This window comes from Stenotrophomonas sp. YJH_SMC_123, assembly GCF_059368215.1.
This window is the reverse complement of the sequence record NZ_JCAFRM010000003.1, coordinates 424645-440297: the sequence shown is the minus strand read 5'-3', so window position 1 is coordinate 440297 and position 15653 is coordinate 424645. Positions and strand designations below refer to the sequence as shown.

Here is a 15653-nt window from a genome sequence, read left to right as displayed (position 1 = left end):
ATGGCGGCCGCGCAGGGTGCCCCGCACTGGGCCGACATCGGCGAATCGACGTCGGTGGCCGGCGTGCTGTTCCTGTGCTGGGTGCACCGCTGGTTCGGGCGCTGGCCGTTCCGCCTGTGCGTGTGGCCGGTGGTGGCCTGCCATTGGCTGGGCAACCGTATAGGGCGCCAGGCTTCGATGCAGTACCTGCAGCGGCTGCAGGCGCACAGCGGCGTGCTCGGCCGCGCGCCGACACGGCGTGACAGCCTGCGCCACTTCTTCGCCTTCGCCGATACGATGCTGGACAAGATCCTCGGCCTGGGCGGGCGCTACCCGGCCGAGCGCATCCACCTGCATCGTGACCTGGTGCTGCAGAAGATCGCGCGCCGCGAGGGCGGGCTGATCCTCACCGCGCACATCGGCTGCTTGGAGCTGTGCCAGGTGCTAGCCGAACAGGTGCCGGGGTTCCGCATCACCGTGCTGGTGCACACCGCGCATGCGCAGCGCTTCAACCGCCTGCTGCAGCGGCTGGACCCGCTGGCGGCGGTGGAACTGGTGCAGGTGACCGAAATGGGGCCGGCCACCGCGGTGATGCTGGCCGAGCGCGTGGCGGCGGGGGGCTTCGTTGCCATCGTCGGCGACCGCACGCCGGTACAGGGTGGCCGCAGCGTCACTGCCGATTTCCTGGGCCACCGCGCGCCGTTCCCGATCGGCGCCTATGTGCTCGCCGCGGCGCTGGGCTGCCCGGTCTACACCATGGCCTGCCTGCACGAGGGCGACGGCTATCGGGTGGCATTCGAACAGTTCGCCGAACGCATCGTGCTGCCGCGTGGCTCGCGCGACGCCGCGCTGGCCGAACAGGCACAGCGCTTCGCGCGCTGGCTGGAACTCCAGGTCATCCAGTCCCCGTTGGACTGGTTCAATTTCTTCTCCTTCTGGGATCAGGCTCCGCATGACGACTGACGCCGTACCCGTGTGCCGCTTTGGCGACGCACCGTTGACCATCGAAGACGTGGTTGCCCTGGCCCAGCGCCAGTGCGAGGCCGCACTGAGCGACGCGCCGGCGTTCCGCGCGCACATCCAGCGCGGTGCCGACTTCCTCGACCGCCTGCTGCGCGAGGACGGCGTGATCTACGGCGTGACCACCGGCTACGGCGACTCGTGCACGGTGAACATCCCGCCGGCGCTGGTGGCGGAACTGCCGCACCACCTGTACACCTACCACGGCTGCGGCCTGGGCCGTTACCTGGACCCGGTCGAGACCCGCGCGGTGCTGGCCGCGCGCCTGGCGTCGCTGGTGCGCGGCATGTCCGGCGTCAGTGTGCCGCTGCTGGAAGGCCTGGCCACGCTGCTGCAGCACGACGTGCTGCCGATGATCCCGGCCGAAGGCTCGGTCGGTGCCAGCGGCGACCTGACCCCGCTGTCGTACGTGGCGGCGGTGCTGTGCGGCGAGCGCGAGGTGCTGCATGACGGCCGCGTGCAGCCGGCGGCCGAAGTGCTGGCGAAGATCGGCATGACCCCGCTGAAGCTGCGGCCGAAGGAAGGCCTGGCGATCATGAACGGCACCGCGGTGATGACCGGCCTGGCCTGCCTGGCCTGGCAGCGCGCCGATTACCTGGCGCGCATGGCCACGCGCCTGACCGCGTTCAACGTGCTGGCCAGCGACGGCAACGCGCACCACTTCGACGAAACCCTGTTCGCCGCCAAGCCGCACCCGGGCCAGGGCCGCATCGCTGCGCGCCTGCGCAGCGACCTGCACAGCGAACGCCCGCCGCGCAACGAACAGCGCCTGCAGGACCGCTATTCGCTGCGCTGCGCGCCGCACGTCATCGGCGTGCTGGAAGACAGCCTGCCGTTCCTGCGCCAGCTGATCGAAACCGAACTGAACAGTGCCAACGACAACCCGCTGATCGACGCCGACGGCGAGCGCATCCTGCATGGCGGCCACTTCTACGGCGGCCACATCGCACTGGCGATGGACACCCTGAAAAACACCGTGGCCAACGTTGCCGACCTGCTCGACCGGCAGCTGGCGCTGGTGGTGGATGCCCGCTACAACCATGGCCTGCCGGCCAACCTGTCGGCGGCCACCGGCCCGCGCGCGGCCATCAACCATGGCCTGAAGGCGCTGCAGATCAGCGTGTCGGCCTGGACTGCCGAAGCGCTGAAGCAGACCATGCCGGCCAGCGTGTTCTCGCGTTCCACCGAGTGCCACAACCAGGACAAGGTCAGCATGGGCACCATCGCCGCGCGCGACTGCCTGCGCGTGATCGAGCTGACCGAACAGGTGGTGGCGGCAATGCTGATCGCCGCGCGCCAGGGCCTGGCGCTGCGTGAGCGGGTTGGCCTGAATGCGCAGCTGCATGGCAGTCTGGCCGACATGTACGCCGACCTGGGGCAGCGCATCGCCCTGGTCGAGGAAGACCGCGCGCTGGATCGCGAACTGCGGGAACTGCTGGTGGAGATCCGCGCGCAACGTTGGGAGCTGTATGCCGGTGAATGAGGCCATCGAACGGGTTGGCGAAATTGCGTTGACCCCTGCCTTCCATGACTGCGATCCGATGAACGTGGTCTGGCATGGCAACTATTTCAAGTACTTCGAGATCGCGCGCTGCGCGCTGCTCGGGCGCTACGACTACGACTACCCGCAGATGCTCGAATCGGGCTACCTGTGGCCGGTGGTCGATGCGCGGGTGAAGTACGTGCGGCCGCTGCTGTTCAACCAGGCGCTGCGCGTGGTCGCGCGCATCGTGGAATGGGAGAACCGGCTGAAGATCGAGTATGAAATCCTCGATGCGCAGAGCGGCCAGGTGCTGACCCGCGCGATGACCATCCAGGTCGCGGTGGACGCGGCCAGCAAGGAAATGCTGTACCAGTGCCCGCCGGTACTGTGGGAACGCCTGGGAGTACCTGCGCCGTGAACCCCCTTGTCCGTCTTTCGAGCGTGCTGCTGTGCGCGCTGATCTTCGTTGCCGCACCGCAGGTGCAGGCGGCCGACCCCGCCATCGATGCGATCACCCAGGCGGTGGCGCGGCCGGACGTGCTGCGTGGCCAGTTCAGCCAGGAAAAGCAGGTCAGCGGCTTCAGGAACCCGCTGCGCTCGCAGGGCCAGTTCGTGGTCGCGCGCCGGCACGGCGTGATCTGGACCACGCTCAAGCCGTTCCCTTCCGAAGTGGTGGTCACCGCCGACCGCATCCTGAGCCGCCAGCGCGATGGCAGCACCCGTGTCGAGCTCGATGCACGGCAGCAGCCGGCGATGCGTTCGGTGAACGCGATCATGTTCGCGCTGATGAGTGGCGACGTGCAGGCGCTGTCCAGCCAGTTCAACGTGGCGGCCAGCCGTGAAGGGCAGGGCTGGCGGCTGCGGCTGACGCCGAAGTCGGCGATGCTGGCCAAGGCGTTCCAGTCGCTGACCCTGCAGGGTGACCGCTACGTGCGCCAGGTCGAGATCGTCGAGGCCAACAAGGACCGCACGCAGATCCAGTTCAGTGCATTGAGCGAGGCGCCGGCCACCCTCACCGCCGACGAGGCACGCCGCTTTGAGTGAGGCCGTCGCATCGAACGCACCGGAGCGGCTGCGGCGCTGGTGGCACTGGCTGGGCATCGCCTGGCTGTTGCTGCTGCTGGTACTGGGCGCGCAGCAGTGGCACCTGTGGAGCCAGCAATCGCGGATCGACACCGACATCCTCGCGCTGCTGCCGCAGGATGCGCATGACCGCCTGTTGAGCGACGTCACCCGGCGCATCGCCGACGGCAGCTCGCGGCAGGTGGTGGTGCTGCTGGGCAGCAGGGACGGCGCCGCCGCCAAGCGTGCGCAGGCGGCCTTTGCCGCGGCCATGGCCAAGGACACTGACCGAGCCCTGCTGGTGCCCAGTGGTTCGATCGAAGGCTGGTTCGATGAGGCGCGCGCGTTCTACGCGCCGTACCGCGACCGCCTGCTGACGCCGGCCCAGCGCGAGCAGCTGCAGGGCAGCGAACCGGGCGCGTTGGCCGAGCAGGCGTTGGCCGCGCTGTACGGCCCGATGGGCGCTCCGCGCCTGACCGACTGGCGGCAAGACCCGTTGTCGTTGTGGCCGCAATGGTGGCAGCAGCAGGCGCAGGGGTCGGGGTTGCGGCTGGGCGATGACGGCCTGCTCGAAGCCGAGGGCAGGCACTGGGCCGTGCTGCAGTTCGATACACCGGGTTCGGCGTTCCAGCTCGACGGTGAGCGTCATCTCGACGGCCTGCTGGAACGTGCCGGGCGGGCTGCCAGGGCGGCAGCACCGAAGCTGGAAATCCTGCATGCCGGCGTGCCGCTGCACGCCGAGGCGGCCGCGGTGCAGGCCAACCAGGAAATCAACACGATCGGCTGGGGCTCGCTGGCCGCGGTGCTGCTGCTGGTGTGGCTGGCGTTCCGTTCGCTGCGGCCGATCCTGCTGGTCGCCGCGTCGTTGCTGATCGGTTGTGGCGTGGCGCTGGCGGTGACCGTGCTGGTGTTCGGCAAGGTGCACGTGCTCACCCTGGTGTTCGGTGCGTCGCTGGTGGGCGTGGCCGAGGATTACGGCATCCACTGGTTTGCCTCGCGCCAGGCCGAGCCGGCCGATCGCCGCTGGAAGCTGCTGCGGCACCTGTTGCCGGGCCTGTGGCTGGCCTTGCTGACCAGCGCGCTGGCCTACCTGGCCCTGGGCCTGGCCCCGTTCCCGGGCCTGCGCCAGATGGCGCTGTTCTCGGTGGTCGGCCTGGCCGCCGCGTTCCTCACGGTGATCTTCTGGTTCCCGTGGCTGGATGGCGGCGAGATCCGCCAGACCCGTTTCTCGCAGTGGCTGGGCAACACGCTGGAGCGCTTCCCGCGGTTGCATGGCCGCCGGCCGGTGACGGTGTTCGTGGTGATCACGCTGGCGCTGTCTGCCATCGGCATCGCCCGCCTGCACAGCAATGACGACCTGCGCAGCCTGCAGTCCTCACCGCCGGCACTGATGGCCCAGCAGATCCGCCTGAGCCAGCTGCTGGGCATGCCCAGCCCGGCGCAGTTCTATCTGGTGCAGGGCAGTGACGCTGCACAGCTGCTGCAGCGCGAAGAAGCACTGACCGAACGCCTGCGTGTACTGGCCAACGACAAGCGCATCGGCGGTTACCGCGCGATCAGTGACTGGCTGCCGTCGCCGGCACGCCAGCAGGCCGATGCGGCGCTGACCGCCAAGGTGGAACCGGGCGTGCTGCAGGCCGTGTCCGATGCGGTCGGAGAACCCTTGCCGCGCCCCGACTTCGCCACCACGCCGCTGACCGCGGAGGCGTTCCTGGCCTCGCCGGCCTCGCAGCCGTTCCGCCACCTGTGGGTGGGTGAGGTCGGTGGGCAGATGATCAGCGTGGTGATGGTCGATGACCTGTCGCGCGCCGATGCGCTGGCGACCCTGCGCGGGGCGGCCGAAGGCCTGCCCGGCGTGCGCTGGGTGGACCGCACCGCCGACTTCTCGCAGCTGCTGGGCCACTACCGCAAGCTGATGGGGGGGCTGCTGCTGGTCGGCATCGTGCTGGTGTTCGGCGCGCTGTGGCTGCGCTACCGCCGCCAGGCCTGGCGCGTGTTCGCGCCGACCCTGATTGCCGGTGCGTTGACCCTGGGCCTGCTGGGCCTGTTCGGCCAGCCACTGCAGCTGTTCAACGTGCTGGCACTGATGCTGCTGCTGGGCATGGGCATCGACTACGGCATCTTCCTGATCGAGCACCGCGGCGATGCCAGTGCCTGGCTGGCGGTGTGCGTGGGCGCGGCCAGCACCTGGCTGTCGTTCGGCCTGCTGGGACTGTCGCAGACCCCGGCGCTGCGCGCGTTCGGCCTGACCCTGCTGTTCGGCATCGGCCTGGTCTGGCTGATCTCGCCGCTGTTCCGGCCGCCGCCGCATGATCTGCCGCGGGCCTGAGCCTGCTTCCGACTTCCTTCTTTCCACTTGATCGAGCAACAAGGACGCACCGATGAATACTGCTGTGGATGCTGTCGAACGTACTGAAATCCTGATCATCGGTGCCGGCCCGGCCGGCTCCGTGGCTGCGGCGATGCTGCGCCAGCAGGGCCGCCAGGTGCTGATGCTGGAGCGCCAGCAGTTCCCGCGCTTCTCCATCGGCGAAAGCCTGCTGCCGCAGAGCATGGAGTACATCGAGGCCGCCGGCCTGCTGCAGGACGTGGTCGAAGCCGGCTTCCAGCACAAGAACGGCGCGGCCTTCGTGCACGGCGAAGCGCGTACCGCATTCGACTTCAGGAAGAAGTTCTCGCCGGGCTGGGGCACCACCTACCAGGTGCAGCGCGCCGACTTCGACAACGTGCTGGCGCGCGGTGCCGAGCGCATGGGGGCCACGCTGCGTTTCGGTGATGAAGTGCTGTCGGTCGAAGCCGGCGAGCAGCCGGCGGTGACGGTGCGCCGCCCGGACGGCAGCGAGTACCGCATCGAGGCCGATTTCATCCTCGACGCCTCGGGCTTCGCACGCCTGCTGCCGCGCCTGCTGCAGCTGGAATCCCCGTCCAACTTCCCGGTGCGCGGGGCGATCTTCTGCCACGTGCGCGACAACATTCCGGCCGAAGCGGACTTCGACCGCAACAAGATCCTGATCACCACCCATCCCGAGCACGTCGACGTCTGGTACTGGACAATCCCGTTCTCCAACGGCTGCTGCTCGCTGGGCGTGGTCGCCGAACCGTCGTTCTTCGAGCGCTACGAGGGCGACGACCTGCAGAAACTGCAGGCCATGGTCGGCGAGGACCCGAACCTGACCCGGCTGCTGGCCAATGCCGAATGGGCGGTGCTGCCGGTGCGCCGCATCACCGGCTACTCGGCCAATGTCAGTTCGTTGTGGGGGCCGGGCTATGCCCTGCTGGGCAATGCCGGCGAGTTCCTCGACCCGGTGTTCTCGTCCGGCGTGACCATCGCCTTCAAGTCCGCGCAGCTGGCCAGTGCATGCCTGGCGCGCCGCTATGCCGGCGAAGCCGTGGACTGGGAAGCGGAGTTCTCGGTCCCGCTGCGGGCGGGCGTGAAGACCTTCCGCCGCTTTGTCGAAAGCTGGTACGAAGGCGGTTTCCAGAAGATCATCTACCACCCGCAGCAGCAGCCCGAAGTGCGCGACATGATCAGCTCCATCCTGGCCGGTTACGCCTGGGACACCAACAACCCGTACGTGGCCGATGACAGTGGCCGCCGCATGCGCGTGCTGGAGCAGCTGTGCGGCGCCTGATCGCCCCTGCGACAGCACTGCTGCTGAGCCTGCTGCTGGTGGCCTGCGCCGGCCGCATGCCGAAGCCGTTGGTGGAACTGCCGCCGCTGCGCCTGTCGCCGGCCAGCCTGCCGGCGCCGCTGGCGTTGCAGCAGCAGTTGCATTTCCGGTTCGGCACGCATGAGCGCGACCTGGATGCACTGCTGGAAGCCGATGCGCAGCAGGTGCAGCTGGCGGTGCAGGCGATGGGCCAGACCGGCGTGCGCCTGCAGTGGGACGGCCGGCAGCTGACCCAGCAGCGCGCGCCGTGGCTGCCGCCGCAGGTGCGCGCCGAGCGCGTGCTGGATGACCTGCAGTTCGCGCTGTGGCCGACCGCAGCCATCGCGGCCGCGCTGCCAGCCGGCTGGCAGGTCCGTGACGATGGCCATCAGCGCAGCCTGTCGCGCGACGGCACGGTGTGGCTGCAGCTGCAGCGCCTGGACGATGGCAGCGTGCAGCTGGACAACCGCGCCGAAGGCTATGCGCTGCGCATCGAATCGATCGACATGGCCGGGCCGGATCGATGAGTGCACCGATCTATCTGAACGATCTGGGCGTGGTCTGCGCGCTCGGCGATGGCCGCGACGCGGTGGCTTCGGCGATGTTCGCCGGCGTGCCGGGCGGGCTCAGCGACAACGATACCCTGCTGCCGGGGCACACCCTGGCGCTGGGGCAGGTGCGTACACCGCTGCCGACGCTGGAAGAACTGCCGGCCGCCCTGCGCGGGCGCAACAACGCCCTGCTGGACGTGGCACTGGCGCAGATCGCACCGGCGGTGGCCGCCGCGATCGCCCGCCACGGCGCCGAACGCGTGGCGGTCGTGCTGGGCACCAGTACCTCGGGCATCGGTGAATCCGAGCAGGCCCTGCGCACCCATGCCGAACAGGGCCAATGGCCGCCCGGGTTCGATTACGCCCAGCAGGAAATGGGTACTGCCGCGCAGTTCGTGCGCCAGCGCAGCGGCGCTCAGGGGCCGGCGTGGACCCTGTCCACCGCCTGCTCGTCCAGTGCCAAGGCACTGATGTCGGCGGCACGCATGCTGCGGGCCGGTATCGTCGACGCCGTGATCGCAGGTGGCGCGGACTCGCTGTGCCGCTTCACCGTGGCCGGCTTCAGCGCGCTGGAATCGGTGTCGGCCCTGCGCTGCAATCCATTCTCGCAGCACCGTGCCGGCATCAACATCGGCGAGGGTGCCGCGCTGTTCCTGCTCACCCGCGAACCCGGCCCGGTATGCCTGGCCGGCTGGGGCGAATCGGCCGACGCGCACCATATGTCCGCCCCCGATCCGCAGGGCCTGGGTGCCATCGATGCCCTGCAGCAGGCGCTGCAGCGCGCCGGCTGGGCGGCCGATGAAGTGGACTACGTGAACCTGCATGGCACCGCCACCGGCCACAACGATGCGATGGAAAGCCTGGCGGTGTCGCAGGTGCTGGGCAACCAGGTGCCGGCCAGTTCGACCAAGCCGCTGACCGGCCATACGCTGGGTGCTTCAGGCGCGATCGAAGCTGCACTGTGCTGGATCGTGCTGGCCGGGAACCCGCAGCAGCAGCTGCCACCGCACTGGTGGGACGGCGTGGCAGACCCCGCGCTGCCGGCACTGCCGCTGGTCGCACCGGCCACCCGCCTGGCACAGGCACCGCGGCGGGTGCTGAGCAATTCGTTCGCCTTCGGCGGCAGCAATGCCGTGCTGGCGCTGGAGCGTCGATGAACACGCTGTACGCGATCGAAGAGGTGGTGCCGCACCGCCAGGACATGTGCCTGCTGGAGCGCATCACGCACTGGGACCAGGACACCATCGAGGCCGAACTGGTGGTGCCCGACGCGGGCCTGTTCGTCGAGGAGGGCCAGGTGCCGGCGTGGGTCGGCATCGAATACATGGCGCAGGCCATCGCGGCCTGGGCCGGTTGCCGTGCGCGTGCGGCGGGCAAGCCGCCGCAGTTGGGCTTCCTGCTTGGCAGCCGCCGCTACAGCAGCCCGCGCAGCAGCTTTCCCAGCGGATCGCGGCTGCGCGTACAGGCGCGCTGCGAGCTGTTGGGTGACAATGGATTGGGGATGTTCGCCTGCCGCATCCTGGCAGGCGAGGACGAATGGGCGACAGCCAACGTGTCGGTGTTCGAACCGGCCGATGCGATGGCCTATCTGGAGAGTGGACAGGCATGACAGGGAATCGAAGCGTGCTGGTGACCGGCGCCAGCCGGGGCATCGGCCGGGCCATCGCGCTGCGCATCGCGCGTGACGGCTTCGACGTGGTGGTGCATTGCCGCAGCCGCCTGGATGAGGCACAGGCCGTGATGGCCGAGATCCACGCGTTGGGCCAGCAGGCCCGCGTACTGATGTTCGACGTGGCTGATCGCGAGGCCGCACGCGCTGTGCTGGAGGCCGATGTCGAAGCGCACGGCGCGTACTACGGCGTGGTCTGCAACGCCGGCATCGCCCGTGACGGTGCCTTCCCGGCACTGTCAGCGGAGGATTGGGACCAGGTCATCCACACCAACCTGGACGGTTTCTACAACGTACTGCATCCGCTGATCATGCCGATGGTGCGCCGGCGCAAGCCTGGCCGCATCATCACCCTGTCGTCGGTGTCCGGACTGGCCGGCAACCGCGGGCAGGTCAATTACAGCGCCGCCAAGGCCGGCATCATCGGTGCCACCAAGGCCCTGGCGCTGGAACTGGCCAGCCGCCAGATCACCGTCAACTGCGTGGCCCCGGGCCTGATCGAGACCGAAATGCTCAACGATGAAGTGGTTGAACACGCGCTCAAGCTGATTCCCGCCGGCCGCGTCGGTCGTCCCGACGAAGTGGCGGCCACGGTGGCGTTCCTGCTGTCCGAGCCGGCCGGCTACATCACCCGCCAGGTGATCTCGGTGAACGGAGGCATGATCTGATGGCCGCTGATCGTCGCGTGGTGGTCACCGGTGCCGCCGCCATCAGTCCGCTCGGCCACGACTGGCCGACCATCGAGGCACACCTGCGCAGCTGCCGCAATGCGGTGCGTGCGATGCCCGAGTGGGATGTCTATGCCGGGCTGAACACCAAGCTGGCCGCGCCGGCGCAGGATTTCGAGCTGCCGCCGAACTACAACCGCAAGACCACCCGCTCGATGGGCAAGGTCGCGATCATGTCGGTGCGCGCCACTGAGGTGGCACTGCGTGAAGCCGGCCTGCACGAGCATCCGGTGCTGCGCAGCGGCCGTACCGGCGTGGCCTACGGCTCGTCCTCGGGCAGCCACGAGGCCACCGGCGAATTCGGGCGCATGCTCAACGAGTTCACCACCGATGGCATCAGTGCCACCACCTACCTGAAGATGATGAGCCACACCGCGCCGGTCAACATCGGCGTGTTCTTCGGCCTGTCCGGGCGCGTGTACACCACCTCCAGTGCCTGCACCTCCGGCAGCCAGGGCGTGGGTGCGGCCTATGAAGCGATCCGCAGTGGCAAGCAGACGGTGATGGTGGCCGGCGGTGCCGAGCAGCTCGATGCCACCGCAGCGGCGGTGTTCGACACCCTGTTCGCCACCAGCGTGCGCAACGATGCGCCGCAGACCACCCCGCGCCCGTTCGATGCCGGCCGTGATGGCCTGGTGCTGGGCGAGGGCGCCTGCACGCTGATCCTGGAAGACCTGGAGCACGCGCAGGCGCGCGGCGCCACCATCCTTGCCGAGGTGGTCGGCTACGGCACCAACAGCGATGGCCAGCACGTCACCCAGCCCAGCGCCGACACCATGGCCCAGGCCATGCGCCTGGCGCTGGAGGATGCCGGCCTGGACGCGGCGCAGATCGACTACGTCAACGCCCACGGCACCGCCACCGACCACGGTGACATCGCCGAAACCCAGGCGACCGCGCAGGTGTTCGGCAACCGCGTGCCGATCAGCTCGCTGAAGAGCTATGTCGGCCACATGCTGGGTGCCTGTGGCGCGTTCGAGGCCTGGCTGAGCATCCAGATGATGCGCGCCGGCTGGTTCGCGCCGACCCTGAACCTGGCCGAGGTCGACCCGCGCTGTGGCCAGCTCGACTTCATCACCGGGCAGGGCCGCGAACTGCAGGCCGAGTACGTGATGAGCAACAACTTCGCCTTCGGCGGCATCAACACCTCACTGGTGTTCCGCCGCTGGAGCGAGTGATCCACCGCCCCACCGCACTGTTTCCGCCATCCACCCGCACCCCTGACAAGGAGAAGTTTCGATGCGCCGCACTCTCATGCTCGCCACTGCCACCGCGCTGCTGGCCCTGACCTCCACCGCCTCTGCCCGCGATACCCGCGTCGAGCAGTCCCTGCAGGAGCTGGTCAGCTCGCAGGCTGCCAAGGACGCCGGCATCGACGGCAGCGTGCGCTTCTACCTGGCCGGCCAGCCGGTCAGCGTGCAGCAGCGCCTGGGTGAAGACGTGACCAACAAGAAGACCAACGCCGCCAACAAGAGCGATGCCGAGGCCTGCCGCTGGGTCGCGCTGTCGGCGCTGCGCGCGCTGCAGGACGGCGCCAGGTCGCGCGGCGCCAACGCCGTGGTCGACATCGTCAGCTACTACAAGAAGAACGAGTTCAAGAGCAGCACCAATTACGAGTGCTACGCCGGCACCATCCTCGCCGGTGTCGCGCTGAAGGGCACCTACGCCAAGGTCAAGTAAGCGCCCGCGTGGCGGCGGCGTTGGCTGAACGTCGCCGCCACATTGCTGAACCTCGCAAGGGAAACGCCGCCGATCGCGCCGCCATCGTCGGCTGACGGCTTTCCCCGGTGTCGGCTTTCCGACACAATCATGGCTCTTCCCGGGTTATCGTCCCGCGGACATGCACGCCTACGTCTATAAAAGCCAACTCAAGCCGGACACCTACGTCTACGTTCCCCGACGCGATGATTTCAGCGCGCTGCCCGCGCCGCTGCTCACCTCGCTGGGGACGCTCACCTTCGTCCTGGAGGTGGCCCTGGATGTCCAGCGCCGCCTGGCCCAGGCCGATCCTGAAAAGGTCCGCAGCGAAATGAGCGAACGCGGGTTCTACCTGCAGGTACCGCCGTCGGTGGCCAGCCTGATGCCGCGACACTATGACTGACACCTCCCGTCCGCGTGCCCTGTCGATCGCCTTCGCCGTGGGTGCCATGCTGGCGTTGGGCGCCGCGGTGGGCGGTGTGCCGGGTGCCATCCTTGCCGCACTGGCGCAGCCGGCGTTCGCGCTGGGCGTGTCGTGGTGGCGTCGCAGCCGTGCGCTGCTGCCGCTGAAGGTGGTCGCACGCCAGGACCTGCCCGCACTGCTGGCGCTGTGGGCTGCCGCGCCATTGCTGCTGGCGCTGCTGCTGGCCTGGCCGCTGGCGGCCCTGCGTGACAGCGGCAGCCTGGCGGCGGTGCTGGGCCTGAGCGTGCTGGTCAGTGCCGGCCTGCTGGCGGCCTGGCGCACCTGGCCGCTGTGGAACGATGTCGAACGCCTGGATGGCAGCCTGGCCCAGCACTGGCAGGCGCTGGCCGGCCGCGACCTGACCGCCTGGCGTGGTCTTGGCGTGGCGGCGCTGGTGATCGCCTTGGCCGCACTGGTGGTGCTGCCGGCCTGGCCGGGCCTGTTGCCGGACGGCGCACGCTGGCCCGCCGCACTGGCGGTCGTGCTGCTGTCGCCGGCGCTGCACCTGCTGCTGCAGCGGGTCGCGCCCGCGCCGCTGGTGTCGCTGCGCCCCAGCCCGTTCGCCGCTGCCAGCAGCGAACAGGAACCGATGTTCCCCGCTGCGGCCGAAACCGCGCCGCTGGAGGCGATGGCGCCGCAGGAACTGACACCGGCCCTGTATGAGGCCGCGCGCCAGGGCCGCGTCGACCGTGGCCTGCAGCTGCTGCAGGCCGGTGCTGATCCGTATGCGCTGCCGGACCCGAACTGGCGTGACCAGCGCAGCCTGGCGGTGCTGGCGGCGGTGCTGCCGGACCTGCGCCTGCTGCGCGAGCTGATTGCCCGCGGCGTTGATGTGAACGCGCCGCACCGGGGCATGACCCCGCTGCTGGCCGCCACCCGTGACAGCTGGCATGGCCGCCCCGAAGCGGTGATGACCCTGCTCGCCAACGGTGCCGATTCGCGTGCCACCGACAGCGATGGCAACACCCCGCTGCACCATGCCGCACGCAGTTCCGACCCGGGCGTTGCCGCGCTGCTGCGCGATGCCGCTGCCGAAGTCGATGCGCTGAACCGCGAGGGCTGGTCGCCGCTGGCGGTGGCCTGCCAGGTCGGCAACTGGCGCCTGGCCCGCTTCCTGCTCGAGCGCGGTGCACGCAGCGAACCGGCCGATGGCACCCCGGTGCTGCTGGCCGCCGCCGCCACCGAGGACGACGATCCGGCCGGCGTGCAGCTGCTGCTCAAGCACAAGGCACGCGCCGACGCGCGTGATCGCCAGCGCCGCAGCGCGCTGCACGAGGCAGCGCTGGCCGGCCACGTGGAGATCATCGGCGTGCTGCTGGGCGCCGGCGCCAACCTGGAAGCGCGCGATGCACTGGGCCGCACGCCGTGGCTGGAAGCCGCCCGTGCCGGCCGTGCCGCCGTGGTCGAGCACCTGCTGCCGCACAAGCCGGACCTGGTCGCGGTGGACGGCGAAGGCCGCAATGCGGTGCAGCTGGCAGTGATGGCCGAGGATGTCTCGCCGCTGCTGATCAAGCGCCTGATGGAACTGGGCATCGCCGCCGACGCCACCGACCCGGTTGGCCGCCGCGCGGTGGACTATGCGGCCGAAGCGGGCCGCTGGGCGATCGTGGCCTTGCTGGACCCGTCCTATCCGCTGCCGGCAGCCGTCAGTGATGGCCTGGCCGAGCGCGGTGAAGCGGCCAGCGCCAGCGGCCTGTTGCCGGACCGTCCGCCGCTGACCCTGCTGCGCGAAGCGCTGGGCTTCGGCAACACCGATGGCATGGCCGCGCTGGCCAGGCTGTGTCAGCCGGAAGAACTGGGCGGCCTGCTGCTCGATCCGGAGCTGGCCCTGGAGCCGCGCGCGGTCGATTGGCTGCTGGCCCACGGTGCCGATCCCTATGTGCGCGACGCCTGCGCCGATACGCCGATGTTCGCGCTGCTGTCGCGCGGCATCGACGCGGTGCCGGCGCTGCAGGTCATGCTGCAGCGCGGCCTGTCGCCGGCCGGGCGCGGTGGGCTGGCACGCTTCCTGGCCGCCTGCGCACAGCACGACCAGGCCGCCCGCGGCCTGGAACAACTGGCGCTGGAACTGCTGGAGCGTGGCGCCGATCCGTTCGCCGCTTCGCCGGCCGGTGACCCACCGCTGTCGCTGGCGGTACGCCTGGGCTGGCTGCGCCTGCAGCAGGCCCTGCTCAAGGCCGGTGTCGATCGCGAAGCGCGCGACAGCCATGGCATGACCGCACTGCATCTGGCCACCGCCCTGGCCCGCGAAGGCGCGCTGAAGCTGCTGGTGCAGCACGGTGCCTCGCCGGAAGCACGTGCCGCCGACGGTCAGACGCCACTGGGCGTGGCGCTGTCGATCGGTCGCCGTGACCTGGCCGACTGGCTGGACTGGCGGGTGTGGCCGCTGCCACGCCGTACCCTGCGCGAGGCCGATCTGCCGGCCGCTGCGATGGCCGGTGATGTGGACGCCGTGCGCCGCCTGATCGATCTGGGATTTGCCGTCGACGCGGTCGACGCACAGGGCTGCACCGCGCTGCTGCGTGCGGCCGGTGGTGGCCACCTGGCCGTGACCGACCTGCTGCTGGCGCGCGGTGCCGATCCGCAGCACGCCGCTGCAAGCGGTGCGACGCCGCTGTCGGCGGCGGTCAGCATGCGCCAGGTCGACATCGTTTCGGCCCTGCTCGATGCCGGCGCCAAGCTGGAACATCGCCTGCCGGGCGGGGTGACCGTGCTGATGCTGGCCTCGGCGCTGGGCCTGCCGGACATCGTCGCGCGCCTGCTCACTGCCGGTGCCGACGTGCATGCCGGTGACGCGCAGCAGCTGGGCCCGCTGCACTGTGCCGCGCTGTACGGTTTCAGTGCCCGCGACCGCTCGCGCCTGCTGGCCCTGCTCGACACCCTGCTGTTGGCGGGCGCCGAGCCGGACCAGGCCGCCGCCGGTTCGGTCACGCCGCTGCTGCTGCTGCTGGGCGCACGCGCCGAGCCGGGTACCGCCTGCGACGAGCAGGTGGTGATGGCGGCGGTAGAGCGCCTGCTGGATGAGGACGTCAGCCTGGACGTGCGCGATCCGCGCGGCTTCGGCCCGCTGCATCTGGCCGCCCTGCATGGACTGCCGCTGCTGGTGCAGCGCCTGTTGCGCGCCGGTGCCGATCCGGAAGTGCGCGACAGCCTCAACCGCAGCCCGCGCGAGATCGCGGTGATGCGCGGCTTCATCGACGTCGCTGGCGAGTTCGAACCGCGCGTGCCGGGCGTTTCGTCGATGGCGCGGTTCCTGCGCGACAACGGTTGAGCACCGGGATCGGAATCCGCAGTGGGTAGTGCCGGCCGCTGGCCGGCAACCTGCTGAGACCTCCGGGATACCGAGGCTG

Annotated in this window: 14 protein-coding genes; all 14 read left to right on the top strand. The window is 69.8% G+C overall.

Annotated elements, in window-relative coordinates:
- The 14 genes from AC5P5W_RS10180 (at position 1) to AC5P5W_RS10115 (ending at position 15574) form a co-directional block, all read left to right on the top strand.
- Positions 1-942, top strand: coding sequence for an LpxL/LpxP family acyltransferase (locus AC5P5W_RS10180; RefSeq protein ID WP_197574498.1), 942 nt, complete (start codon positions 1-3; stop codon positions 940-942).
- Positions 932-2482: an HAL/PAL/TAL family ammonia-lyase gene (locus AC5P5W_RS10175; protein WP_032960620.1), complete on the top strand. Its 1551-nt coding sequence runs from the start codon at positions 932-934 to the stop codon at positions 2480-2482. Before AC5P5W_RS10180 ends, AC5P5W_RS10175 begins: the two co-directional genes overlap by 11 nt.
- Complete coding sequence (locus AC5P5W_RS10170; protein WP_032960618.1) at positions 2469-2900, top strand: acyl-CoA thioesterase; 432 nt, start codon at positions 2469-2471, stop codon at positions 2898-2900. The genes AC5P5W_RS10175 and AC5P5W_RS10170 overlap by 14 nt, the downstream gene beginning before the upstream one ends.
- On the top strand, positions 2897-3526 hold the full coding sequence (locus AC5P5W_RS10165; RefSeq protein ID WP_046433189.1) for a LolA family protein: 630 nt from the start codon (positions 2897-2899) through the stop codon (positions 3524-3526). The genes AC5P5W_RS10170 and AC5P5W_RS10165 overlap by 4 nt, the downstream gene beginning before the upstream one ends.
- Complete coding sequence (locus tag AC5P5W_RS10160; RefSeq protein WP_495221098.1) at positions 3519-5873, top strand: MMPL family transporter; 2355 nt, start codon at positions 3519-3521, stop codon at positions 5871-5873. The genes AC5P5W_RS10165 and AC5P5W_RS10160 overlap by 8 nt, the downstream gene beginning before the upstream one ends.
- Positions 5874-5925: 52 nt before the next feature.
- Positions 5926-7176, top strand: coding sequence for a tryptophan 7-halogenase (locus AC5P5W_RS10155; protein ID WP_197574497.1), 1251 nt, complete (start codon positions 5926-5928; stop codon positions 7174-7176).
- The gene (locus tag AC5P5W_RS10150; RefSeq protein WP_014648839.1) at positions 7164-7721 is read left to right on the top strand and encodes a DUF3261 domain-containing protein; all 558 of its coding nucleotides are present in this window, start codon (positions 7164-7166) and stop codon (positions 7719-7721) included. Before AC5P5W_RS10155 ends, AC5P5W_RS10150 begins: the two co-directional genes overlap by 13 nt.
- Complete coding sequence (locus AC5P5W_RS10145; RefSeq protein WP_014648838.1) at positions 7718-8902, top strand: beta-ketoacyl-[acyl-carrier-protein] synthase family protein; 1185 nt, start codon at positions 7718-7720, stop codon at positions 8900-8902. Before AC5P5W_RS10150 ends, AC5P5W_RS10145 begins: the two co-directional genes overlap by 4 nt.
- Positions 8899-9354 (top strand): hotdog family protein, encoded by a 456-nt coding sequence (locus AC5P5W_RS10140; protein ID WP_032960608.1) that lies wholly within the window; start codon positions 8899-8901, stop codon positions 9352-9354. Before AC5P5W_RS10145 ends, AC5P5W_RS10140 begins: the two co-directional genes overlap by 4 nt.
- Positions 9351-10082 (top strand): 3-ketoacyl-ACP reductase FabG2, encoded by a 732-nt coding sequence (locus tag AC5P5W_RS10135; RefSeq protein ID WP_032960607.1) that lies wholly within the window; start codon positions 9351-9353, stop codon positions 10080-10082. Before AC5P5W_RS10140 ends, AC5P5W_RS10135 begins: the two co-directional genes overlap by 4 nt.
- A complete protein-coding gene (locus AC5P5W_RS10130; protein ID WP_014648835.1) occupies positions 10082-11320 on the top strand; it encodes a beta-ketoacyl-ACP synthase in 1239 nt (412 codons plus the stop codon). The genes AC5P5W_RS10135 and AC5P5W_RS10130 overlap by 1 nt, the downstream gene beginning before the upstream one ends.
- 61 nt (positions 11321-11381) lie before the next feature.
- Positions 11382-11822, top strand: a complete 441-nt coding sequence (locus AC5P5W_RS10125; RefSeq protein ID WP_049442064.1) for a hypothetical protein — start codon at positions 11382-11384, stop codon at positions 11820-11822.
- Between the two features lie 160 nt (positions 11823-11982).
- The gene (locus AC5P5W_RS10120; protein ID WP_049404015.1) at positions 11983-12243 is read left to right on the top strand and encodes a YcgL domain-containing protein; all 261 of its coding nucleotides are present in this window, start codon (positions 11983-11985) and stop codon (positions 12241-12243) included.
- The gene (locus AC5P5W_RS10115) at positions 12236-15574 is read left to right on the top strand and encodes an ankyrin repeat domain-containing protein (RefSeq protein WP_111205365.1); all 3339 of its coding nucleotides are present in this window, start codon (positions 12236-12238) and stop codon (positions 15572-15574) included. The genes AC5P5W_RS10120 and AC5P5W_RS10115 overlap by 8 nt, the downstream gene beginning before the upstream one ends.
- Positions 15575-15653 lie beyond the last annotated feature (79 nt).